The 23,025-nt window shown below is 58.3% G+C and carries 20 protein-coding genes and 4 pseudogenes; 5 read left to right on the top strand and 19 right to left on the bottom strand.

Annotated features, from left to right (window positions below; translation table 11 throughout):
• Positions 1–8: 8 nt before the first annotated feature.
• The 8 genes and pseudogenes from F3J20_RS11150 to F3J20_RS11120 form a co-directional block, all read right to left on the bottom strand.
• Positions 9–569 carry a carbonate dehydratase gene (locus F3J20_RS11150; RefSeq protein ID WP_167050397.1) on the bottom strand — a complete coding sequence of 187 codons (561 nt, stop codon included), beginning with the start codon at positions 567–569 and terminating at the stop codon, positions 9–11.
• Positions 566–1,978, bottom strand: coding sequence for a cysteine--tRNA ligase (gene cysS / locus F3J20_RS11145; RefSeq protein WP_167050396.1), 1,413 nt, complete (start codon positions 1,976–1,978; stop codon positions 566–568). Before cysS ends, F3J20_RS11150 begins: the two co-directional genes overlap by 4 nt.
• A complete protein-coding gene (locus F3J20_RS11140) occupies positions 1,975–3,159 on the bottom strand; it encodes a GTP-binding protein (protein WP_167050395.1) in 1,185 nt (394 codons plus the stop codon). The genes cysS and F3J20_RS11140 overlap by 4 nt, the downstream gene beginning before the upstream one ends.
• Positions 3,160–3,262: 103 nt before the next feature.
• Positions 3,263–3,448 (bottom strand): annotated as a pseudogene (locus F3J20_RS11135) (hypothetical protein); the annotation flags it as partial.
• Positions 3,449–3,991: 543 nt separating this feature from the next.
• Complete coding sequence (locus tag F3J20_RS31810; protein WP_205193434.1) at positions 3,992–4,396, bottom strand: hypothetical protein; 405 nt, start codon at positions 4,394–4,396, stop codon at positions 3,992–3,994.
• A 279-nt stretch (positions 4,397–4,675) separates the two neighbouring features.
• Positions 4,676–5,284: an amidohydrolase family protein gene (locus tag F3J20_RS32530; RefSeq protein WP_345889866.1), complete on the bottom strand. Its 609-nt coding sequence runs from the start codon at positions 5,282–5,284 to the stop codon at positions 4,676–4,678.
• Between the two features lie 53 nt (positions 5,285–5,337).
• Positions 5,338–5,700 carry a hypothetical protein gene (locus F3J20_RS32525; protein ID WP_345889865.1) on the bottom strand — a complete coding sequence of 121 codons (363 nt, stop codon included), beginning with the start codon at positions 5,698–5,700 and terminating at the stop codon, positions 5,338–5,340.
• Positions 5,697–6,887, bottom strand: coding sequence for an MFS transporter (locus tag F3J20_RS11120; RefSeq protein ID WP_167050394.1), 1,191 nt, complete (start codon positions 6,885–6,887; stop codon positions 5,697–5,699). The genes F3J20_RS32525 and F3J20_RS11120 overlap by 4 nt, the downstream gene beginning before the upstream one ends.
• On the opposite strand from F3J20_RS11120, the pseudogene F3J20_RS11115 reads away from it, so the two are divergent.
• Positions 6,814–7,374, top strand: a pseudogene (locus tag F3J20_RS11115) (DUF2950 family protein); the annotation flags it as partial. The gene F3J20_RS11120 and the pseudogene F3J20_RS11115 overlap by 74 nt on opposite strands.
• Positions 7,375–7,624: 250 nt before the next feature.
• Here the strand turns inward: F3J20_RS11115 and F3J20_RS32065 are convergent.
• The 5 genes and pseudogenes from F3J20_RS32065 to F3J20_RS11090 form a co-directional block, all read right to left on the bottom strand.
• Positions 7,625–7,777 (bottom strand): annotated as a pseudogene (locus F3J20_RS32065) (IS6 family transposase); the annotation flags it as partial.
• 51 nt (positions 7,778–7,828) lie between these two features.
• The gene (locus tag F3J20_RS11105; RefSeq protein ID WP_167050393.1) at positions 7,829–8,764 is read right to left on the bottom strand and encodes a flagellar brake protein; all 936 of its coding nucleotides are present in this window, start codon (positions 8,762–8,764) and stop codon (positions 7,829–7,831) included.
• The gene (locus tag F3J20_RS11100) at positions 8,761–10,851 is read right to left on the bottom strand and encodes a GGDEF domain-containing protein (protein ID WP_167050392.1); all 2,091 of its coding nucleotides are present in this window, start codon (positions 10,849–10,851) and stop codon (positions 8,761–8,763) included. Before F3J20_RS11100 ends, F3J20_RS11105 begins: the two co-directional genes overlap by 4 nt.
• Positions 10,852–10,855: 4 nt before the next feature.
• The gene (locus tag F3J20_RS11095; RefSeq protein ID WP_167050391.1) at positions 10,856–11,404 is read right to left on the bottom strand and encodes a heme NO-binding domain-containing protein; all 549 of its coding nucleotides are present in this window, start codon (positions 11,402–11,404) and stop codon (positions 10,856–10,858) included.
• Positions 11,401–11,790, bottom strand: coding sequence for an MHYT domain-containing protein (locus tag F3J20_RS11090; protein WP_345889864.1), 390 nt, complete (start codon positions 11,788–11,790; stop codon positions 11,401–11,403). Before F3J20_RS11090 ends, F3J20_RS11095 begins: the two co-directional genes overlap by 4 nt.
• A 952-nt stretch (positions 11,791–12,742) precedes the next feature.
• On the opposite strand from F3J20_RS11090, the gene ftrA reads away from it, so the two are divergent.
• On the top strand, positions 12,743–13,729 hold the full coding sequence (gene ftrA / locus F3J20_RS11085) for a transcriptional regulator FtrA (RefSeq protein ID WP_167050390.1): 987 nt from the start codon (positions 12,743–12,745) through the stop codon (positions 13,727–13,729).
• Positions 13,730–14,005: 276 nt separating this feature from the next.
• Here the strand turns inward: ftrA and F3J20_RS11080 are convergent, their stop codons facing one another.
• The gene (locus tag F3J20_RS11080; protein WP_167283387.1) at positions 14,006–14,377 is read right to left on the bottom strand and encodes a hypothetical protein; all 372 of its coding nucleotides are present in this window, start codon (positions 14,375–14,377) and stop codon (positions 14,006–14,008) included.
• Complete coding sequence (locus F3J20_RS11075) at positions 14,374–14,676, bottom strand: type II toxin-antitoxin system prevent-host-death family antitoxin (protein ID WP_240158695.1); 303 nt, start codon at positions 14,674–14,676, stop codon at positions 14,374–14,376. Before F3J20_RS11075 ends, F3J20_RS11080 begins: the two co-directional genes overlap by 4 nt.
• A gap of 503 nt (positions 14,677–15,179) precedes the next feature.
• Between F3J20_RS11075 and F3J20_RS11070 the strand changes: the two genes are divergently transcribed.
• Positions 15,180–16,217: a site-specific integrase gene (locus tag F3J20_RS11070; protein WP_167283386.1), complete on the top strand. Its 1,038-nt coding sequence runs from the start codon at positions 15,180–15,182 to the stop codon at positions 16,215–16,217.
• A gap of 139 nt (positions 16,218–16,356) precedes the next feature.
• Here the strand turns inward: F3J20_RS11070 and F3J20_RS11065 are convergent, their stop codons facing one another.
• Positions 16,357–16,788, bottom strand: coding sequence for a hypothetical protein (locus tag F3J20_RS11065; protein ID WP_345889863.1), 432 nt, complete (start codon positions 16,786–16,788; stop codon positions 16,357–16,359).
• 384 nt (positions 16,789–17,172) lie between these two features.
• Here F3J20_RS11065 and F3J20_RS11060 point away from each other — a divergent pair, with 384 nt between their 5' ends.
• Positions 17,173–17,769: a DUF6088 family protein gene (locus tag F3J20_RS11060; protein ID WP_167037927.1), complete on the top strand. Its 597-nt coding sequence runs from the start codon at positions 17,173–17,175 to the stop codon at positions 17,767–17,769.
• Positions 17,762–18,784 carry a nucleotidyl transferase AbiEii/AbiGii toxin family protein gene (locus F3J20_RS11055; RefSeq protein ID WP_167037924.1) on the top strand — a complete coding sequence of 341 codons (1,023 nt, stop codon included), beginning with the start codon at positions 17,762–17,764 and terminating at the stop codon, positions 18,782–18,784. The genes F3J20_RS11060 and F3J20_RS11055 overlap by 8 nt, the downstream gene beginning before the upstream one ends.
• A gap of 1,054 nt (positions 18,785–19,838) precedes the next feature.
• On the opposite strand, the gene F3J20_RS11050 is transcribed toward F3J20_RS11055, so the two are convergent.
• The 3 genes and pseudogenes from F3J20_RS11050 to F3J20_RS11040 form a co-directional block, all read right to left on the bottom strand.
• Positions 19,839–21,146 carry a hypothetical protein gene (locus F3J20_RS11050; protein ID WP_167283384.1) on the bottom strand — a complete coding sequence of 436 codons (1,308 nt, stop codon included), beginning with the start codon at positions 21,144–21,146 and terminating at the stop codon, positions 19,839–19,841.
• Complete coding sequence (locus F3J20_RS11045; protein ID WP_167037914.1) at positions 21,143–21,454, bottom strand: hypothetical protein; 312 nt, start codon at positions 21,452–21,454, stop codon at positions 21,143–21,145. The genes F3J20_RS11050 and F3J20_RS11045 overlap by 4 nt, the downstream gene beginning before the upstream one ends.
• A 250-nt stretch (positions 21,455–21,704) precedes the next feature.
• Positions 21,705–22,915: pseudogene (locus tag F3J20_RS11040) on the bottom strand (IS3 family transposase).
• Between the last annotated feature and the right edge of the window lie 110 nt (positions 22,916–23,025).

The following is a 23,025-nucleotide window of genomic DNA, read 5'->3' as shown; positions in this document are numbered from 1 at the left end:
CAGTAATGTCAGAGTTCGTTCGCGATGCGGCGGTATCCCTGAACGAGCTTCACGTTGGTCTGGGCGACGTCCTCCGAAAACTCGGATGCGCTCGCCGTCACCTTCGGAATGCCCGACAGGTTGGTGCCCGGACCGATGCGCTGCGTGGACGGCACGTAGAAGCCCGGCGGAAGGCTGCAACCGTCGACCACGGCGTTGTGGCGCACGACACAGCCTTCGCCGACCGTGCAGTTGAACAGCACGCTGTTAAAGCCAATGAATACCCGGTCGCCGACCTCGCACGGGCCATGAACGATCGCGCGGTGAGCAATCGACGTATGACAGCCGATCGTCACCGCGGCGCCGGACTTCGAGTGAATCACGACACCGTCCTGGATATTCGAGTGCGCGCCGATATGGATCGGCTCCATGCCGCCCGTGGCATCTGTCTCGTCCGCGCGGATCACCGCATACGGGCCGATGAACACGTTCTCTTCAACGATCACCCTCCCGCAGAGAATGGCCGTCGGATCGACAAATGCACTTTCGTGGACGACCGGCAGATCACCTCGTGGATTCTTGCGGATCATGCCGGTACTCCTTGACTCCGATACCAGACCGTTCCCTGCAGCGTATCCTCGATCTGAATACCCGCGCGCACCAGTTCGTCGCGCAGCGCATCGGCTTCGGAGAAGGCTCGCCGACGGCGTGCTTCGGTACGGCGGGCTACATGCGATTCCACCCATGCGTCGTCCGGTGCGTGCCGTTCACCGGCGTGCCGGCGCAATGCGTCCATCGCCTGCGCCGGCGCCTGCTGTAGCAGACCGAGCAGTTGCCCGGACGCCAGCAGCCGCGCCTTCGCGCCCTGCTGCGCCGGCCCGTCTGCCGCCTTCTCCAGATCCGCCACCAGTTGATGCAGGCGAACCATCGCGCGCGGCACATTCAGATCGCTCGCCAGCGCCGCTTCCACCTCGCTGTCCGGTTCGACTTCCACGTCCGGTACCTGCGAAGCGGTGGCAAGCGCCGTATAGGCCCGCTGCAGCGTCCTGCGGGCTGCATCGAGCCGCTGGGCACTCCAGTCCAGCGGATGGCGATAGTGAGCCGACAGCAATGCCAGCCGGATTGCCTCCCCTGGCGCCTGTGCCAGCAGATCCCGCACCAGCAGCACGTTGCCCAGCGACTTCGACATCTTCTGCCCGTCGGCGGTGACGAAGCTGTTGTGCATCCACATCCGGCAGTACGGTTCGCCACCGTGGGCACAGACGCCCTGCGCGATCTCGTTCTCGTGGTGTGGAAAGATCAGATCCTGGCCACCGCCGTGAATGTCGACCGTGCGGCCCAGATGACGTCCGATCATCGCCGAACATTCGATGTGCCAGCCCGGCCGCCCACGGCCCCACGGACTGGCCCAGCCGGGCAGATCATCGGTGGAAGGCTTCCAGAGCACGAAGTCGAGCGGATCGCGCTTGAACGGCGCGACCTCGACGCGGGCGCCGGCCATCATCTCCTGCGTGCGGCGCCCTGACAGCCGGCCGTATTCCGGAAAGGACGGCACGTGGAACAGCACGTGCCCCTGCGCGACGTAAGCATGTCCACGTTCGATCAAAGTCTCGACGAGCGCGATGATCTCCGGAATATGTGCGGTCACGCGCGGTTCGATATCCGGCGGGAGAACGCCCAGCGCCTGCATGTCCGCATGGTATGCATCGATGTACTGCGCCGTGACGTTCGCGATCGGTACTCCGTCGCGACGCGCAGCCTCATTGATTTTGTCGTCGACGTCCGTCAGGTTGCGCGCATACAGCACGGACCGGTAACGCCTGCGCAGCAATCGGGCGAGCACGTCGAACACGACCGCCGGCCGGGCATTGCCAATATGCGCATAGTTGTAGACCGTCGGGCCGCACACGTACATTGTGACGGCGTCCGGCACACCGGTTCGCAACGGCTCCCGGCTACGGGTCAGCGTGTTGTACAGCATGATGGTAGGCAGCGTCATCCGGACCGGGCCTCCTGTGCACGGATCGCGCCCACCTCGCTGAACAGCCGGAACGTTTCTTCTACCGTTTCGCGTTCGACGGCGCGCGTGATGAAGACGATCCGCGAGTGCCGGTCCTCGCCCGGCCACGCATCGAGCGGCACAGGCGGATGGAACACGTGCTGCACGCCGTGGATCACAATCGGCCTGTCCTCGCCCTGCACGTTCAGGATCCCCTTGATTCGCAGCATCGAAGGGCCCATCAGCGACAGCAGAACGTCCAGCCAGTCCGTCAGCACCTGCTCGGGAATCGGCTCGTCGACCGTGAAGCAGAACGCCCGGATCTGGTCGTCGTGACGGTTGACGTCGTGTTCGTGCCCGTGCCCGTGATGGTGGTACGTGTGCGCATGACCATCATGATGTGCATCGCGATAACCGTGTTCGTGGCCTTGTGCCTCCGCATGCGAATCGTCATGACCGTGGTCATGATCGTGATGATCTTCTCCATGAAGATGCTCGTCATCGTCCTGACGGTATCTTTCCTCGGCAAGCCAGCGTTCCACGTCCGCGATCTTGCCGTCCGCCGTGAAAAGACCCAGATCCAGTATCCGGCTCACCGCCAGTTCGCCATGGCTGACACGGATGAGCGTCGCGGCCGGATTGATCGAATGCAGACGGCTGGCGAGCCGTTCCAATGCGTCGGCATCCACGAGATCCGTCTTCGTCAACAGCAGTCTGTCGGCCATCGCGGCCTGCTTGACCGCCTCGACATGTTCGTCGAGCGTCGCTTCGCCGTTGCGTACGTCAATCGTCGTCACCAGCCCATCGAGCCGGTAGCGATCCCGCAGGTCGCGGTGTGTCGCCAAGGTATGCACGATGGGCGCTGGATCCGCAAGCCCGGTGGTTTCGATCACCACGCGGCTGAACTGTCGGCGACCCTCGCGCGCGAACCGCCAGTGGATGTCCTTGAGCGTGCGGACCAGATCGCTGCGAATCGTGCAGCACAGGCAGCCGCTGCTCATCTCGACCACGATGTCTTCACGACTGTGCGCGACGAGCAGGTGGTCGAGCCCGATCTCGCCGAACTCGTTGATCAGCACCAGCGCATCCGCCATTTCCGGCTGCTGCACCAGCCGGTTCAGCATCGTCGTCTTGCCGCTGCCGAGAAACCCCGTCAGCAGGGTGACAGGTATCATGTCCATCGCACACTCCCCGTTTCGTTGATCTCGCTGATCCAGCTTCCCAGGATCCGGCAGTTGCACCGTCTTCGCGATGCCCGGCCGGCGCCCGCGTCAGGCCTCGGACTCATGCCGTACCTTCTGCCTCGGGTAGACGGCCGCCCCATGCAGGGAAAGGATCGTCGTACCGGGTCCATGCCTGCGGACCCTCAGCCATTTCCGCATCGGTAAGCAGACAGGCGTCAAGGTGCTGGCGCAATCCTAGCTCGTCCATATCAACGCCGATCAGCACCAAGTCCTGATGTGCGTCGCCGGCAGACAGGTCCTCTGTGTCGTGACATCGACGCGCACCCTCTCGAACTGGCTATCCATGACCTCGCAGAGGACCGTCGCCAGGAGATCCGGATCGATATCAAATATCATCAATATCGCAACATAGTTGCAATATACCAGTTAACGCAACCATGTTGCATTAATTTGGATTGTGGAAAATCCCGAATCCTGACACAGGCAGTCAGGCCGCGCCGTTCAGCGTCCACTTGACAGAGCTGTGAATCTTTCTATCATTCAATAAAACTTTAGAATGATAGAGAATGAAACCTACCGGTAGCCCCTGCGTTTCTGCTCCACCTACCGTCGTCGCCTCACCTGCCCAGCTTGAGGTGGCGGGCACGATGTTTCACGCACTACGCGATCCATCGCGACTGCGGCTGCTCATTCTGCTGTCGCGAGGCGAGCGAAACGTCACGGAACTGGTTGAAGCCGAGCAAGCGAAGCTGGGAAGTATCTCGGCGAGGCTGAAGGTCCTGTATGCCGCGCGTCTCGTGAAGCGGCGGCGGGAAGCGAAACATGTTTTTTACGCCCTGTCCGACGACCACGTTCTGACACTGCTCAACAGCGTGCTGGCACACGCCGCCGAGCAGGGATAGTCCATCAACATCCTGAAGGAAAAGCCATGACAACCTGCAATGAACCGCATCACGCCCATCATGATCACCAGCATGGCCCGGCCTGCGGCCATACGGCTATCCGGCACGGAGACCACGTTGACTATCTCCACGACGGCCATCTCCATCACCCGCATGGCGATCACGTGGACGAACACCGTCTGGAGGTCACCGCAACCAACCCGGATCGCTGCACGCCCGATCACCAATGCAGTGGACACGCGCCGGGACACGTGCACGGTCCTGGTTGCGGACACGAAGCCGTGCCTCACGGCGATCACGTCGACTATCTGGTCGACGATCACCTCCATCATTCTCATGGCAATCATTGCGACGACCACGGGCCGGTCAACGTCGTTCAGTAATCGCACATCCGGCGTTACTGAGGGATGTCTCAACGGCGCCCCGCTAAAAGCGCGACCATTGCGTCCTTCGGCTGACCGAAGGACGTTCCGGCTTCTGACCGCCCTGTAAGAGTTCGTCGCACAAGATCAGATTGCGGCCTATGACGCGCTCCGCAGACACTGCGGACGCTACCGGCAGACCAAGATTGGCGTCCTATTCTGCAGCTGCAATCGCATTCCCTCCAGCGTCTACACGGGCGAAGACAGACGATAGACCGTCGTTGCAGTGCCTCGGAAAAGGGCCGCGCGTTCCTCCGCACTGGCTTGCCTGGTGAGCCGCTTGAACGCATTCCAGCCGTTGCTGTAGGGATAAGAGCCCTTGTCCACCGGGAAATTGCTCTCGAACATACGGCGATTTACGCCAAAAGCTTCGATACAGGTATGCATCCGCGGCTTCCAGGTTTCCGCGAGTTCCAGCGACGACGGTGGACGCTCGCCTTTTTCAAAGTCGAAGCCGTTGATACGCATACCCAACCCGCCCAACTTCACATACACGTTGTGCAATCGAGCCAGTTGCCGCATCGATCTCGCCCAAGTCTCGAATACTTCCTTGCGACGATCGCGATAGCTGGATATTCGCACGATCCCCGCCGCAGTGATTGATGATGACTGGAATATCCGGATGCGCCTTAGCCAGATCGAAACTTCGGGAAGTTGCGGAAAAAAGAGCCATGCATCGTAAGACAGACCGAGCGAGCCCAGTTGCACCACACCTGCCCGATAGTGTGGATCGAGCAGCAGACCGCGCGGCGCGGCGGACAACGGATTCACGAGAGTCGGGTCACGGTCCCAGGCCACCAGATGCCTCACTCCGCGCAAACGCCTGTCGCTTCGTTCAACTTCTTTCTCGATTACGTCCCGAACGCCGCACCGCGTCGAAGATCGACATAACCAACGATACCTTTTGCGACCTGGATTCCTGTGTTTTGCATGTGGGCAGTCGCTTCAGCAACGTACTCGACTTCGCCCACGGGCCAGAACTCCTCGGGACCCGACCGTCGATAGCGCGTGAGCGCCTGCATATAAACCGACGCCGTGATGTTGTGTCCAGACCGCGCATCTTCAAGATATTCGTCGAGCAGGTAAGTCCATCCCTTGCGATCGTAGAAGTGATGGTGCGCGTCGACGATGGGCAGGTCGGGCTCGAGCGCGGCCTCAGCGCCGGATTCGAGCCACGCCTCGCGAACGGGGAGATAGTTGCCGGAGCTGTTCACTGCGAAATCTGTTCGAGACTCAATCCGCGCACACGCGGGCCGAAAACGCCGATCGTAATGAACACGATCAGCATGGAACCCGCGATGAGCGAGAATACGCCCAGCACACCGAGGTGTCGGAGGAAGAACGCAATCAGGAACCCCGACAACATGGCACTGACACGACTGGCCGAATAGACCATGCCGATAGCGCGTGCACGCATGTGAGTGGGAAACAGCTCCGCCTGATAAGGCCTGTATGAAAAAGCCAACGTCATCAACAGCCCCATTGCGACGACGATCACAGGATCGCGTTGCTGGGCAAAGATGATTCCCAGGACCGCCATGCTGGCGGCAGATCCTGCAATCAGCCATTTCCGCTCCACGCGATCGGCGAATAGCATCGCGACAAGCGGGCCCAACGGACTGGCAATCGCAATGATGAAGGAATACATCAGGCTATGAGTCAGCGCCACGCCCTTCTCGGCAAGCAGCGTCGGTACCCAGCTGGCAAATCCATAGTATCCGATCAATTGAAAGAAATTGAAGACGAGCAGCACGATGGTGCGTTTGCGATACCGGGCGTACCACGAGCCGATGGTTCCATCGGACGCAACTGCCTTGACCGGCGGTACGGTGGCAGGAACCGGAGGCAACGGTTCACCGGTTATCTTTTTAATCTTCGCCTCGATCCGTGCGACGATCTTCGCGGCCTCCTCGCCACGACCTTGCTGGATCAGCCAGCGAGGACTTTCCGGCAATCCGAGCCGCACGATCCAGACGAGAATCGCTCCCGCGCAACCGATCCATACCACCCATCGCCAGCCGTCGAATCCGAACGGTGCGATCGGTACCAGTTGCCATGAAAGGAATGCGATAGTGGGAATGGACGTGTACTGGATGGTCTGGAGAAAGGCGAACGCGCGCCCGCGGATGCGCGCCGGGACAAACTCCGACACGTATGCGTCGATCGTGACGAGTTCGGCGCCCACGACGATGCCCGCGATCACGCGCCAGAACACGATCCAGACCGGGTCCGTCTGCAACGACATGATGGCTGCCGCGATGGTGTAACACAGCAGCGCACCCACGAACACCTTGCGGCGCCCCAGTTTATCGGCAATAAACGCGACGCCGATCGTGCAGGGCGCGCACGGCTGGAGCTTCGACCCGCGCGAGGACGCGGGCGAGATCCTCACACGCCGCATCGGCCGCAACGAGCGCGCCGCGATGCTCACCTCGCTCGCCTATGTCGATGCGCAGAAGGAGTATCACGGCATGATGCAACACTACGCGCAACGCTTCATGAGCACGCCCGGCACGCATGACGGACTCTACTGGCCGGCCGGGTCCGGCGAAACCGAAAGCCCGCTCGACCCGCTCGCGGCCACCATGCCGCATGACGCGAAGGTGACGCCGAAGGAGGGTTATCACGGCTACCACTTCCGCATCCTCACGGCGCAGGGCCCGCATGCGGAGGGCGGCGCGCGCAGCTATGCCGGAAACGGACAGCTCAAAGGCGGCTTCGCTCTGATCGCGTAGCCGGCCGACTATGGCAAGACCGGTGTGATGAGCTTCATCGTCAACCAGGACGGCAAGCTGTATCAGAAGAATCTCGGACCGAACGGCGCGCGCATCGCGGCGGCAATCAGGGCGTTCGATCCTGATCCGTCCTGGCAGCCCACCGCACCCTGAGTTTCAACGATGCCCGCGGGGCACAGCCGCACTGCCCCGCATGATCGCCACTCCAACCCCGAACAAAGCGTTAGACCTTGAGCTAAAACTTCGAGTGATCAACGATCATGTTGTCATGCGCGCAGCGATCAAATCGCCTTCTGCATCGGTGATTTATGGTCCGTCAATTGATTCGTCGCTATATGTACATTGCAGACATGAATCGGCGACTACAGTTTTCCCCGAAGCCGCGTGAAGCGGCAGTTGAAACGATCGTCTTATAGCTAACGATCACGCCACGTTCGAACAGCAGCTCTTCGATATCGCGCGGGCTGAGCTGGAACCGGAAATATCTGCGCATCATTTGAGAGATGACGCCCACCGAGAATCGGTGACTGTGATAGCGCGATTTCGTCTTCTCCATTGCGCTATATGTCAGGCGAGTACCCCGCTAACGTGACAACGCCCTTCAGCGTCATCCGGTTAGTCCCGGCCCATGCACGGAGACTACGTCCTGCCGGTCGAACACGAAATTTTTCAGTGCCGTCTGCTGCGACGGTTGGAGCGATGCGAACTCGAGGCCATGGATTGTTTCATCGCCCGGCTTCGACGCGTCCCAATGCACATTGCGGATAACAGCGGCCGTCTGGATCTCGACGTCGGTGTCATCCATGCGGAGCCGGAACGCCACGCACAGGCGCTCACCCGGCTCGCCGAGAGAACGGGATGCTGCAAGCGACATCCCGAGCACGCTGAGATCACGGGCGACGCCCACGCTGTCGCAACTGGCGCTGGCGACATCGGTGCCGTAGCGCACGGCCAGCCGTACAGGTACGCGCTGCGCGCGGCGCTCGCGCAGCCGCCGGATCGTACCTGGCGGCGACAGTACGAGATAGCTGAACGGGTCCCGGCACACCGCGTCCACTGTGCAGACAAACCAGAATACCGCGTGGCTGGCGATTGCGACCACCTCGACCTGTTCGCCCCGGGCGAGCGGTACCGGCTGGCCGTCCGACCAGGGTGGTGTCACGAACAGCGCCTGATGCGGCGCGAAACCGATCACCCGGCTCGAATGCATCGCGCGCCCCATGCCGATCTGCGGCCGCAGTCCAAGCAGCGCACCAATTCCTAGTTTCATCTCAGCAGGCGTGATCGGCTGCCCGACGTGTGCAGTTGGCCCGGCGGCGGCGGAAACTGGACGCGAAACTGGTAAATCGCCGCGCTGCGGCTGGAAGTTTTTAAACAGAAACTCGCGCTCTGCCGTATCGATGAGTGTCGTCCCCTGCCCGAACAGCAGAGCGCCATCGGTATCGACAACTGGCCACGCGAGCGGTGTACCGACTGGCACGTCATCCGGTCTGAGTTTATGGCTCGCGCCCTCAGCACTTGTCGTACGGACAGGTTCGTTCATGATGTTTTCGCTGGTTGGTCATGCCCTACAGCGCTCGGGTGGAGCGTGCGGTCGCAACCGCTTTCGGTGGTCTGGGCGCGCAGGGCGGTCGCGATAGCAGCCGGGTCCAAGGGGCGATAGAAGTAATAGCCCTGTGCGTACCCGCACTCGATCGCACGGAGGCTCGCGACCTCATCAGCGGTCTCGGGGCCTTCTGCAACCACCTCCATCCCCAGCGTGCGGGCCAGCAGCGTGATCGTCTCAAGGATATGCCGGTTCTCCGGATTCGTCTCAATGCCACTGACGAACGAGCGGTCGATCTTGAGCGTGTCAATCGGCAGGCGACGCAGGTAGCTAAGCGACGAATAGCCGGTACCGAAGTCGTCGAGGCTGATCTGGATGCCCAGCGCACGTAGTTCGAGAAGCTGCGCCACGGTGCGCCCGGTATCCACCATTGCTGTGCTTTCCGTGAGTTCCAGCTTCAGGCAGCCCGACGGGATACCCGTTGTCCGCAACGTTTGCACGACATGGCTGACGAAATCCGCTTCGGAGAACTGACTGGCTGATACGTTCACGCTGACGGTTAGCAGTGGCTGATACGGGAAGTCATCGTGCCAGCGCCGGAGCTGCCGACAGGCCTCTTCCAGCACCCATCGGCCGATGATGCAGATCAGGCCGGTTTCCTCGGCGACTGGCAGAAACGCTGCGGGAGAAATGATGCCGCGGGTTGGGTGGCGCCAGCGCAGCAATGCTTCGAACCCGTGGATCGCACTGTCCTGCAGCGACACAATGGGCTGGTAGACGAGAGTGAATTCGCCGTTGACGATTGCCTCCCGCAAGTCCGCCTCGAGCTTCAGCGCTGCGCTAGCCTGCGCGCCCATCGCCTCATCGAACATTGCGTGACGGGCCCGGCCACCTGCCTTCGCGCGGTACATCGCGATATCGGCATCGCGCAGGATGTCATGCACGGCGCCATAGCCCGTCGTGCTCAGCGCAATGCCGATACTCGCCGAGGTGAACAACTTCTGACCGGCCAGCACGAAGGGCGCCGCGAGCGCGCACTGGAGACGCTCGGCCACGCGCACTGCGGCGCTGGCGTCGCGAATGCCCTCCAGCAGGACGGTGAACTCGTCGCCGCCCAGCCGGGCGACCATGCCCTCATCGGCGGCCGACAGCCTCTCTCCGTGCGTGAGCCGAGGGGCACGCGCAAGCGTGTCGTCGCGCCGCAGGCATGACGACAGCCGCCGCGCGGTCTCGACGATCAGGGCATCGCCGGCTAGGTGCCCGAGACTGTCGTTGACTGACTTGAAGCGGTCCAGATCGAGGAATAGCACCGCGAAGCGGTAATCCGGGTTGTGACGGCTGTGGTCCAGTACCAGCTCCAGCCGCTCGAGAAAGAGTGCTCGGTTCGCCAGTCCCGTCAGTGCGTCGTGGAACGCCTCGTGCAGCAGCCGATCACGGGCGCGCTGGCGCTCGACCACCCGGCCAAGCTGAGTGCCGATCTGCGCCATCACGCGCAGTAGGACCTCGTCAGGCTCCGCCACCTGTTCGGAGAAGAATTCGAGAATCGCGACCACCTCGGTATCCACCAGCACCGGAAATCCGAACGCCGCACACAGCCCGGCCGCCCGGGCCGCAGCGGCGCGGGGGAAATCGGCATCGCCGGCGACATCGGGGATCCACGCCGGCGCGCCGCTCGCCAGCACGCGGCCCGGCAGCCCGTGCATTGCCGCATCCCACAGCACGACGGTCGCGTCGCGAAACGATTCGAACCGCGACGGCTCTGCAAGATGCCAGATTCGGGACGGAACGGGCGCCGGGACCGCATCTCGGTGATCGCGATGTACATGAAACGCATGTCCGACCGGCCACTGCGTGTAGCCGCAAATCTCACGGACCGCCAGCGACAGCGCATCGTCGATTCCGGACGCCTGATTGGCGGCCGTGGCGACTGTCTCCAGCAAGCCGATTTCCTGCTGCCGCTGGTACAGCTCGCGCAGACCGCGCTCTGCAATCGCTTCGGCTTCTACGCGCGCCTGGCGCTCGCGTTCGAGCCGACGTGTCAGGCGTGCAATTTTCTCGTCTATGGATACGAACTCCGTCATCATCGACTCAGTGTGAATGGGGCTCGAACTGCAAGTGAGACAGGCACTGGTCATCGCCGTGGTGCATGCAGCGCACGTGGCGGTATACGAGGCGCTCCCCGTAGTGATCGGCCGCGCCCTCGATGAAGCCGTGTGCGAGCGCACACAGCCTGCGCGGCGACCGGTAACCCATCGTCAGCACTCCCGGCGTGCTGGTGTCGAAGTCGAATACGGGTGTGACGGCACCCGGATACAGCTTGCATACTTCCGGATGAATGATGCTGTTCAGCGTCAGCACGAAGCTGTGAGTCGTGTTGTGCCCAGCAAAGAACACCGAATATTTTTCCGCCAGCAGCGGCATCGCCTGACGCCCGAACCAGTGAAGCACGTCTGCCGGCGGCAATGCCAGTCGTACGGAGGCAGCCGCGACCAACCTCGCAATTTCCGCGTCGGGATAACTGCCGAGCGACGTATAGGCGCCTTGCACGTGTGCCGCGTCAAGCAGGTCATCCCATGCGTCCTCGCCGTGCTCGCGGCGCACCAGCTCTTCCAACAGGTTGAAGACGATTCCTTTCACGCTGTACTCCCGTTTTTCCGTTGTTGGATCCGCTGTCTGTCATAGTGCTGGCACGCATCATAGATATGCTGCCGTACTGCGGTCCAAGATTCCAGCCGCAGGTGGAACACAGTCCACGGCGCTGCATCGGATGCGGTGATAGCAATCACGACGGACGGTACAAAGAGCAGCAAGTCATACTCGATACCCGGAGTCATGCGCATTGCGACCATGTCCGTATAGTGCGTGCTGGGGATGGCTGGCCTCATCAGCAACGCACCGACTCCGAGCCGCGACCATGGCAGCGTTTTCTGGCAGACCAGCCGCAGTGCGAAGGCCGAAGACGCAATAGCGATCAGCGGCGACAGCAGCGTGATCGCCGGGTCACAGACCTGCGGAATCGACATGGTGAACGCCAGCATGTCAACGAAGTGCGCATGCGAATGCGCCGCCGGCAAGCCACCGCTATGCGGCTTGCCTCTTTGCGGTAGCAATTCTCCAAGGCAAATCCAGAGCGGTGTAGGACGCGAGGCTGGCAACCAGTAGTAAGCAAACGACAAGTACCGGGTTTAACCACGAGCGAGCATTACATATTTCCCTTCATGTGATAGGAAGCCTTGTACCTGGAGCTCGCACAATTAGCATATTTGCCTTCGATTCACCGGACGATGCCAACTCAGTGTCCCCCCCGCAATGAACCTCATGCGGGTCGCATGCGCTTGGCGATCCTACCGGCGCCTGCGCGCATCGACAGCAACTGGCATGCCTCGTCATTTCAATTGCAAGATCCAGCCGACGTGTCGCTTCATGCGAGAAAGTCTTCCTTCGCAAATGCCTAAGCCCTATTCTTACCCCGATCAGGACTGCCAGACCCATAGCCATCACTATTGTAAAAATAAAAACGAATTCGGGACACATTTTATGGCCATAGAAATAGTTATTTATATATTATTCTAATAACTCATTAAAACAGTGACCGCACGATTATGCATGTAAAATATGCCCCTGCATATCAATAAGATTACCGCAAGATCAGTCGCATCATATTTTTCATTTTAATTACACGACCAAGGCATCACTCACCATTCGTCAATTTTTTATCTTTAAGCCAATGAATTCTCGCCTTCAATGTTAAGAGCCGATAATCCGAAAGCACAAAAAAACAAGTGATGCAATGAACCACCATACCCAGTCATCGCCATCTCAAAATATTAATGTGCAATCAGCCTTTATCCACTAGAATTCATAATAATCTTAAATGGAAGCAGTACTTTCTATACATATCGTTCTTATAATTTTATCCTCAGCAGGAAGATTAAAAAAGTGAGCTTAGTGCCAAATTTTGGCAGATTCACGCCAATGTCCGTTGATCTGCCAGAGCTTCCGAACCCTCTGGTTGTCGTCGTTGCGTACGACGGTCTATGTACGTTCGAGTTTGCTATCGCAGTGGAAATATTCGGGCTCGAACGCCCGGAAATGGGCGCGAACTGGTATCGGTTCGCCGTCGCTGCAGTAGATCAGGGACCTATGCGTGGCACGGCCGGAATTCGCTTTCTTGCTGATGGAGATTGCCGGTTGATCGAGAAAGCCGGGACAGTCGTCGTTCCGGGATGGAAAGGACTCGATGTGCCCGTACCCGACCATCTCACCCACGCTTTGCGCGCCGCACATCGAAATGGCGCGCGCATCATGTCGATCTGCTCGGGAGCCATGGTCATGGCTGCTGCAGGACTACTCAGCGGTCGCAAGGCGACGCTTCACTGGAAAGACGCGCCGTACTTATCCGAGCGTTACCCTAACGTTACCGTCATGCCTGATGTGCTCTATGTCGATGACGGCGACGTGTTGACTTCCGCAGGCGGTGCGGCTGGAATCGATCTTTGCCTCCATCTGATTCGACGCGACTTCGGCACCAAAGCAGCCAATATGGTTGCGCGTCGACTGATCGTGCAACCACACCGTGACGGTGGACAAGCGCAATTTATCGACCGTGCTGTTTCACCCATGCATGAAAGCGGGAAACTCGGAGCACTGCTCGATAAAATACGCTCTGATCTTACCGTGACTTACTCGATCACTGTCATGGCGGAAATGGCGGGAATGAGCAAACGCACATTCTTGCGGCGCTTCGAAACAGCAGTAGGTGCATCCCCTGCGAAATGGTTGAATGCCGAGCGTCTTTCCAAGGTGGTAGATCTCCTCGAGAATACCGATGTTTCTATGGAAGAAATTGCGCGCATTGCTGGGTATGCATCTACCTCCGCCATGCGGCATCAGTTCCAGAAGCAATATTCGCTATCGCCCGTGAGGTATCGAAAAGTATTCAGCAGTCGACTTAAACCTTAAGGTGCCACGCGAATGATGCCGCCTGCCCCATGCGTCCTCTAAATTTCCCGTGACCTTGCCACTGATTAATTCATCGAGCAGATCGGACTTGCCTTAGGCGACGATTCAGTACTGACATCGTCCTGAGAAATCTACTGTTTTTGCGTATACAAATACGTATATTCTGTGTCATGGCCAGATCCAGATCATTTTTCTGAATAATGTTGGCGAAGAAGCCCGCTCTTGCGGGCTTCTTGCTTTTCGGGGCACCTGAAACGTCCTCGCGTTCCTGACGTCTCACGCGAAATAGGTAAGCTGACGCTGATGCTTGATGGCCAACAGCGCGACGCGCTCCGATGAGTGCGCATAGAGCACCACGTACTGCTCCAGGACAAATTCACGCAGATCCGGCAACGCGGCCTCGGCCGCAAGGCGTTGCACGCGTGCTAGGCGCAACCTCGCCTGGGCCGAGCGCGCAGCCAGGAACCGCACATGACGACCACATCCCGGCGACCAACCGAGCATCTGAACCATCTCAACAAGCTCCGCCTGGAGCCGCGCAAAACGTCTCGATGCCGTGTCCACATCCTGCTCGACAAGGAAACGTCGCGCTTCATCAAGCGTAACAAGGAAGTTGGGCGCCGCCTCGACAACTGCCCGGACCGTCACAGCTTCGTCGGCGTCGTCAACGCGCGCATCAAGTCATCGGTACCGACCACTTGGCCACCCAGCAACTCGTGCAAACCTGCTTCCGCCTCATCGAGCAGCACGAAGTTCGCGTGCTCAACCTCCAGCGCATGGTAGTAGTCAAGCTTCTTGGCATCGACGAGCGCAACAAAGGACGTGCCGTTTTTGGTGAGGACCTTCTCCGCACCGCCTACGACTTCGTCGGCCAATTCGGTCAGCCGCGCCCGCGCTTCACTAATCGGCACCACATCACACGCTCGCAAGCTCATCGCCACCTCCATTAACGTTTTTCGTACAACATCCATTAATAGACAGTGTAAGTCGAACTTGCTCTCGGGGCAATGACGCCGGCCATTCGACAGATAAGTGCTGCCGTACGCTCACCTAGCGTCCGATTTTCGCCCACCTGCCGGTCAAACGTCAGCGCCCGTTGCGTTGCATGTCCACAACCGTTCGCTAAGTCCGTTATGAGCCAACGTCCATTAAGTACATCAATGAGTACACCCCACTTCAAGCCAACCAAAAACTCCCTTTATAATCAATTATATGAATGTAAAGTGCGCGTCCTCTCCTGTTCCCCGTTTCAGATAGCGCTGTGGCGTGTCTCCAGACGTTTTCCTGAACATCGCAATGAATGCGTTCGAACTCTGGTAACCGGGCTCTGCCGCGATGGTCGGGACAGGCTGGTAGAGCGCCAGTCCTGTCACGACCTCCACGAGTCGCAACGGCTGTAGGTTCCTATCTGAACGTCCCTCTCGCCACCGCCCGACAAAAGGCCGAGGGGATGCGCCATGTGCTCGGACGCGGCGAGGATCCTTTCTCCCTCCGCATCGCGGCACAGGCAGCTGTCGCAGCCAAGCTTACGTTCGCGCAGTGCGCGGAACAGTACATCGCCATGCATAGTCCTGGGTGGAAAAACCCAAAGCATGTTGACCAGTGGACAAATACCCTCGAAACCTACGCGATGCCTATCATCGGCACGCTTGATGTCGCCCTCGTTGATACCCGGCATATCGTCCAGATCCTTGAACCGATCTGGCTCAGCAAAAACGAGACGGCATCCCGGATCCGTGGTCGCGTGGAACGGGTGCTCGCATGGGCCAAAACCCGCGGCCTGCGTACGGGCGACAATCCAGCGACCTGGCGCAATCATCTTGATACCCTCTTGCCCCGACCCACATCGGTACAACGGCAGCAACACCACGCGGCCCTGCCGTACAAAGATATCCACTCGTTTGTCATTGAGCTGCGGGCACAGCCTGGCGTGACCGCGCAAGCACTCGAGTTCACCATCCTGACTGCGACACGCACAGGTGAAGTCATCGCTGCCACCTGGGAGGAGATCAATCTGCGCGAGGCAGTATGGATCATTCCCAAAACGCGGATGAAGGCAAAGCGCGAACACCGGGTTCCCCTGTCCAATCGCGCGGTCGAACTTCTGAGGCAGATGAAGAAAACACGCAAGAGCGACTTTGTCTTCCCAGGATGGAAAGCGGAAACGGGTCTTTCGAACATGGCCATGCTTCAGTTTCTGCGCAAGGTCGGCTATTCAGACCTGACGGTTCACGGATTCCGGTCGACGTTCCGTGACTGGTGCGCCGAAATGACCACCTACCCTCGCGAGCTCGCTGAAGCAGCGCTCGCGCATACGTTGAGCAACAAGGCAGAAGCTGCCTACTTCCGCAGTGATATGTTCGAGAAGCGACGCGAAATGATGCAGGCCTGGTGCGATTACATCAATACAGCACCAGCTGAGGCACGGCCCCCTGTCAGCCCCGGGACCGACCGAGTCGAACCTTCGCGAGAGGCGGCGTCTATCTAGTCGATTCAGCGTACAGATGACGCAATAACTCGACACACGTCGCCAACCCTGCGTCCACGGGACTCACTGGCGAGCGGTCGCCGCGTGTGATGTCCCTCGCGGCCGAGTGCGAAAGGCCACAGTCGTCGACGTTTTCTGGTCAAATGGCTTGCCGATTGGCGCGTTCCCGCACATTCGCAGCCGTGGCGATCGGCAAGGCGATGAACTCCCGCTCCGACATTTCGAGGAATGCCTGCTGGAACGGCAGATAGAGCTGCACGATCCATTGTTCGTCATCTTTGCGTCCAGCGTACGGGTGCAGGATCTCGCCATCGAATCCGCACCGATCGAAGCGCAGCACGCCCCCGTTCGGGTAGGAACTTGCCGCTTCGAAGCGAGCATGCATCATGTGACTGACGACGTCATGTGGATAGCCAGGATGGCCCGACGTATCCGCCTCTTCGATTGCCGCGCGAATTGCATCCTCCGGCGTGAGATGGCAACGCTCCATCTCCCGTTCGTCAAACACCTCTTCCGTCGCGACGTACGGTGGCCCGCGATACCAGTTCGGATCGTCGTGCTCGAGACGCACAGCGACGATCGTGCGTGTACCGACATCGGAGCAGCGCCAACGGAAGCCGGCCGGACCGAGAAATTCGAGGTCGATATAGAAATCCGAATGCTTCATGGTGAGCGTGATGGGGCGACGAGATCCTATTGTCGCAGAGCCGGGGCGACGGAGTCACGAGCCGTATTCTCGCCTCGTATGAGCGTGCCGCACCGTCAGCGTACAACCAACGATACCAATTTAGCTGCTCACCACCCTCATCAGCTAACCGGCCAAAAGGCGGAAGATTTGTTACCCACCGGCAGAGATCCCCGGTAGCCCCTCCACAACACCCGCTGCCCCCATGCACGGCGGCAGCGTTGCTCGCATGTCAGAAATAAAGTATAATTTCTGACATGCGAGGTATCCATGAACACGCTCCCCGAAGCCATACTGCTCCACTCCCGCTCCCTCCCCGAGGGCGGCGTGCTGTCGCCCAAAGAATTCCTGCATCTGGGAAGCCGCGCTGCGGTTGACCAGGCGTTTTCGCGCCTCAGCAAAGCCGGCAAGCTTATACGCGTAGCGCGTGGAACCTATGTGGCCCCCGTTTCCAGCCGGTTCGGCTCGCGCGCCCCTGCGTCGGAGAAGGTCGTAAAGGCCATGGCGGAGCTGAGCGGCGAAACCATCGCCCCGCACGGCGCCAGTGCTGCGAATGCACTCGGCTTGACCCAGCAGGTACCGACCCGGGAGGTCTATCTGACGTCAGGACGTACCCGGAAGTTGAAACTCGGTCGCTCGGAGTTGCTGGTCAAACACGCCCCCTGCTGGATGCTGGCTTTGGGTAACGGGCCAGCTGGCGCCGCGATCCGCGCACTGGCCTGGATGGGACCGACGCATGCCAGTGGCTCTCTAGCGGCACTGCACCGCACCCTTCCGGAAACGGAATGGCAAACGCTGACGTCCGCCCGAGCCATCTTACCGTCGTGGATGGCTCAGGCGATCGGTCAGGAAGCCGCGCATGGCTGAGAACTTTTTCAGTCTCAGCACGGACGACCGGCGCGAAGCGCTGGAATACGCCCGCGATCAAACGGGGCGCCCTGCGCATCTGCTTGAAAAAGACGTGTGGGTCGTGTGGACACTCCGCGCGCTCTTCGAGTCGAGCCTGTCCGCCGATCTCACCTTTAAAGGTGGTACGTCCTTGTCCAAGGCCTACAAGATCATCGATCGCTTCTCCGAAGATATTGACCTGACCTACGACATTCGCAAGCTGATACCGGATCTGATCAACGACGGTGGCGAACTGCCATCCAGCCGCAGCCAAGCCAGCAAATGGACGCAAGCCGTACGCCACCGGCTTCCTGACTGGATCAAAACGAACGTCCAGCCCGTCATTCAGGCATCGCTGGAACACGATCAGCTGAATGCACGGGTTGAGCTTGGGGGACAGGATAACGACAAACTGCTCTTGAGTTACCCTCCCCTCGCCGAGGGGACTGGCTACGTGGCACCGGTGATCACCCTGGAATTTGGCGCCCGTGCTACTGGAGAACCTCATCAGATCATGTCGGTCACGTGCGACATGGACGGGTATGTCCCCGAGGTGTCGTTTCCAACAGCGTCGCCGCTGGTCATGAGCCTCGCGCGGACTTTTTGGGAGAAAGCGACTGCAGCGCATGTGTACTGCGCACAAGGCCGCATCCGTGGCGAACGCTATGCCCGGCATTGGCATGATCTGGCGGCGATTGCGCGCAGTCCGCACTTCGACGAAGTCGTTGCCGATCGCGCTGTCGCGACCATGGTCGCCCAACACAAGTCCATCTTCTTCATTGAGAAAGACGCTAATGGCACAGTCATCGACTACGCCAACGCAGCACAGGGACGGCTACGGCTGGTCCCTGAAGACGATGCGCGCAAAGCCCTTGCGGAGGACTACGCCGCCATGCTGGACGACTCAATATTGCTCGTGGATGCTGCCCCCTTCGATCAACTCATGCAGACATGCGCCGACATCGAAAGCAGGATAAACAGAAGAGACGTGTGATTTAGCATGACATTCCATGCGCTGTTCTCGCTACAGTGCCGATGAGGTCCAATAGACCGGGAGCCAGACACATGGAAGGACAAAGCCCCGTCGTACGCACGTTTCCCAATCTTCTTTCGCATCGCATTGCCGCAGACCGTCACGTAGATGTGGTCGAATGCCAGTTGTCGTTTCGCGGTCCCGGCCGCCAACGCTTCACTGCAGTTAGCGAAACATGCAGCGGCGGAACCGCGATACCGTCACACAAAATACTCAGGTGTATAAGTCGAAACCTAATCAGTCAACGTCAGTTTGGTCTCAGACAGCGCGACCTCTCGTTGCCAATGGCTGTGATCGAAGTGCAACGGCCAGTCGCTCCCGGTCCTCGCCGACGCGTCGTAAGCCGACGTTCGACGAGGTTCTTTTGGACGCCAGCAATGTGGCGGGTGTTGACCGTGCAGGCGTCGCGCAGTGGGGACGGGCGTTTCCTGCATCCGCCAACTCACAGTTTCGACTCTGAGCGGACAACGATTTGACCTCACTGCCCGGCAGCTTCGAGACGATTTTGTTGATAAACTCTTCACAGAAGGGTTCAGCCGGTGTTTCAGGGGTCCTCTTACCCTCGACCGATAATTACGAGCGGTTTGTAGCGCGATCTCAGAGGTCGATTTTTAGCCAACTGGCTTCGTTTCCAACGAAAACTAGTTTTTCAACAGAATCAGACCACAGCGGCCATTCGCGCGAATGGATCGTCGATGAACGGATGCTTCGGGTCGGATTCGAGCGCCGGACGGCAAGTTTGAAAACTCATCTACCGTTCGACCGATCACCTTGACGGATAAGTGAGACGCAGAAATAGGACACGCTAGCGCACGACGGGGCATCTCGTCGCGAATTTCCACTGTTTCGGTATTCGCAAAGATGCTGCTCTGATGCGTCAAAACAACCGCCGGGGATTCGAATACAGTCGCTTCTCGTGTGACTGTTGAGGCTCATTCGTGCCCGCGATATAGCTCATCAAACTTGTCTATCGCTCTTCTTAGCGATCGCGCAGTAAATTATTGGATAAATAGAATTAAGAATTCCATTCTGGCACCCAGACGGGGGAGATTTTATTTCCGTCAGCGAGCATATTTCTGAAAATTGATATTGAATAATAGGTTAACGACTTAATTACGTAATCGTACTTCAAACCCAAAAAATGTGATAAGGACGTTTCAGTTGCCCCAGATTTCGCAAAAAGCACTTGTCGATACTGCCGAATGACCTCCCTCCGCCTGATCGGCGAAGGATGGGAATCATACCTTTCACAGACAGAGAACCCAGCAGCTGCTTCGATAAAAATATATAACATATCATACAAAGAAAAAAATACATCTGGCGCACTTAGCATTATTGCGCTGTTCGTATCTCCGAACCATCCATCCCGACCTTCCTTGGCCACGATATTCCATAGTAATGTCAAGCCGAGAATATCCGCCGCCAGCTCGTCGTCGGAAGCCGGGATAATAAGATCGGTTTCATGGCCATCGATCACTACCTCTTCTTGCTTTTCGCTCCGCGTTAAATCGCCGTGGAAAATATGCGCTATTTCATGGCCGACCAAGAATGTTTCCATGCCCTGTAGCAGCGTCCCTCCAGGAACTACGGTGAACTCGTTGCTTGGAATAAACCCCGTTCCGCTCAATGTTCCATTGAACACCAGTGCCGCAACAGTCGTAACAAATATGGCGCCGATATCTGCGCTTTCTCTTACGGCTTTGTCGACCAGGCCAGCTAGCTTTTGTGTCGCATCGGAAGCAGTGGCTTGATCAGAGGAAAGCGCTTGGTTGGCGATCTTATCGTACGCCTCCACGGGCATCCTCATGCAAATTTCAATCACTATTTTCGACATCTTATGCAAAAATAACGGCATGCCTTCTTGAAAAGCCATTACCGGCCGCCGATCAATGGGAGTGAGAAAGGCACATGCATTTGGAATCGGAACTGGCAGGAAACAAAAGTCTAAGTAATTCTCAGCCGATCCGAGAAATGCATTATTTTTAACAATAATTTCTATTATTCGTGTGAAAACCGCGTGAAGCTCTGGATCACCCAAGGACCAATCGGTAAGCTCATCAATATTTTCCTCTACATGTTTGCGATAAGCAGATAATAGTTTTTTAAATGAGTTTTTATATTTTAATGTAACGCTCGCACCGAGTGATCGTAGATGGTATTTTCCTGTGTAACTGTGAGCACCTAATTGCTTCGCAGTGGTTCTATCAATGTTTTCCAAAACGGCTTTTTTGTCAGATGTAACAATCTCATAATAGTCTCGATATTTAGGATCATTTTTGTACCACGCAACCAATTCCAACAGGAACTCTCTGGCATCACTCATTGCGATTTCTTCTTCGGTATCAAGGTCACCTGGATCGTCGACTGGATCGACGAACCGCCTTTCAGAAGAGAAAGTAATGCGATTTCGCCGGTTGCAGTGATGGCTAGAGAAAGAGTTATCTTTTCAATTTCAACGGAGGACAGATTTTCAGATGCGAGTATCAAAGGATCTGATATCTCCTTGATCGCCTGATTGATTCGTCTGCCCAGTTCACCCGCGTCGATATTAATTAGACTTGGAGGAAGAGAAATTCCTCCTGGTAAAGCCGACCTTACATCTTGTGAACCGCCATCAACAATAACCTTCATAACGCAAGCCTCACGATTGAAACAAACGTTATAGAGCCATCTAAGACAAAATTGCTAGCTTCGGAGTTGGTCGTGACGCGACGAGGAGTCAATCGCCAACGTTTCGCTGTACGCTTGCCGTGCGATCGACTGGCCGACGCGCTTGCTATAAAGACACACTAGAGCAAATTCTCTCGCGGCTATGTGGTCAACCTCACATTTACTTGGCGGGCCGCACCCTGGATTTGCCCCTGTACCTCCGGACACCGCCTCACACTTGAGTTGATGAATCGGTCCTGCGCCTGAACTCGCGTGGCGAGCGGTACTTCAGCGCGCTGTCAGGATGATGTTCGTTATAGTGGTCAAACGCGACGGCAAGATTGCGCGCCGCAGTCGCTGCATCGGGCTTCGGCATGAAGGCGACATGGTCACGCTTCATCGTCTTTACGAAGCGCTCCGCCATTCCGTTACTTTGCGGGCTGCAGACCGGTGTGGTCAACGGCTTTAGCCCGATGGACGACGCGAAGCTTCTGGTCCTGTGCGCCGTGTAGCCTGAGCCGTTATCTGTCAGCCACTCGATTTCAGCCGGCGTCTTCAAGACATTTCCAAATCGGTTCTCGACGGCTGCGAGCATTACATCGCGCACCACATCGCCACTGTGACCGCCTGTCGTCGCCGCCCAGCTCATCGCTTCACGGTCACAGCAGTCCAGAGCGAACGTCACGCGCAATGGCTCACCGTTGTCGCAGCGAAACTCAAAGCCATCAGAACACCAGCGCTGGTTGCGCTTCGCGACCGCGACCTTGCCATCGTGCCGACGCTGCGGCCGTGGTGGCGAAGGTCTGCGTTGCAGCAGCAAGCTGTGAACGCGCATCACCCGATACACGCGTTTGGCGTTCACTGGAGCGATACCCCGGCGCTCCCTTTCACGGCGCAACATGCCCCAGACCCGGCGATATCCGTAGCTCGGCAGGTCAGTGACGGTCAGCCGAATCTCTTCGACCAGGCCGGCATCGTCCGTCTGCCTGGCGCTGCGTCCATCCTGCCAGTCATCCGGACGCGCCAGCCTTGCTGCCACGTTTGAGCGCGCTACACCGAGAACGTCGCAGACCCGCTTCACTGCTCGTCCCCCGGCAATGAGGGCGAGCGCGCAATCCATTTTCGCGACTTCGCCACCTCCACCGCCTCACGAAGAATCTCGTTCTCCATGGTTTTCTTTCCCAGCAAGCGCTGCAGTTCCCTGATTTGCTTCAGTGCATCGCTCAACCCGGAAGCGGGCACCACTTCCTCGCCGGCGCTAACTGCTGACAAACTGCCGTCCTGATACAGCTTGCGTCAGTGAAACAGCTGATTCGGATTGACGCCATGCTGGCGTGCAACCATCGAGACCGACTTGCCCAGCTCGAAACTCTCTCTCACCATCGCCAGCTTTTCATCGGCTGACCATCGCCGCTGGCGCTCCGGCCCCGTCAACACTTCCATCACTTCCTGTTTGTTGTTAGTCAGAATCTATGGTCGCCCCCATTTTTGCAATGCTGGGTTCAACGATGTTTCGGGCTTGCTCAAATCTATTCGGCGTCTTCGTTGAGGTT

The sequence above is a fragment of the Paraburkholderia sp. Cy-641 genome, assembly GCF_011752945.1.
Taxonomy (GTDB): domain Bacteria; phylum Pseudomonadota; class Gammaproteobacteria; order Burkholderiales; family Burkholderiaceae; genus Paraburkholderia.
The sequence above is the reverse complement of the archived record's forward strand: the minus strand, read 5'-3'. Positions and strand labels throughout refer to the sequence as shown.